This window comes from Roseateles sp. P5_E1, from assembly GCF_054049335.1.
The window spans coordinates 1-531 of the sequence record NZ_JBFUMN010000443.1 but is presented as its reverse complement, the minus strand read 5'-3'; the positions used below and the strand labels follow the sequence as shown (position 1 = coordinate 531).

The 531-nt window shown below is 66.4% G+C and carries 2 pseudogenes; both read right to left on the bottom strand.

The annotated features are described in order from the left end of the window. Positions 1-287 (bottom strand): annotated as a pseudogene (locus ACXJKJ_RS31995) (TonB-dependent receptor); the annotation flags it as partial. A gap of 12 nt (positions 288-299) precedes the next feature. Further along, positions 300-488 (bottom strand): annotated as a pseudogene (locus ACXJKJ_RS31990) (TonB-dependent receptor plug domain-containing protein); the annotation flags it as partial. Between the last annotated feature and the right edge of the window lie 43 nt (positions 489-531).

Genomic DNA, 531 nt, shown 5'->3' with positions numbered 1-531 from the left:
GTGGTCCACGGCTCGTACAGGCCCACCTGGTTTTCCTGGATCGGCATGTCGCTGTGCGCGTAGCCGATCGACACGCCCCAGGTGTTGTCCAGGAACTGGTCGATGTAGCTGGCGCTGAAACGGTTGCCGTACGGGTCGACGTTGGCGGCCTTGCCCAGCGAGCTCTTCTGGTAGCGGCCGCTGATGGCGATCACGCGCTCAGCGAAGCTGAGCGGGCGCACGGTCTGCATGTCGATGGTGCCCGACAGACCCTGGCCGACCAGTGCCGCATCGGGGGTCTTGTACACGGTCACGCCATTGACCAGTTCCGASGGRTACTGGTCGAATTCSACRCTGCGGTTGTCGCCGGTGCTRACCASTTCRCGSCCGTTGAGSAGSGTGGTGGCGAAGTCSGGCGACAGGCCGCGYACGCTGATGACCTGKGCRCGGCCGGCMACGCGCTGSGCGGCCAGGCCGGGCAGGCGGCCCAGCGATTCGGCGATGCTCACATCGGGCAGTTTGCCGATGTCCTCGGCCGAGATCGCCTCGACC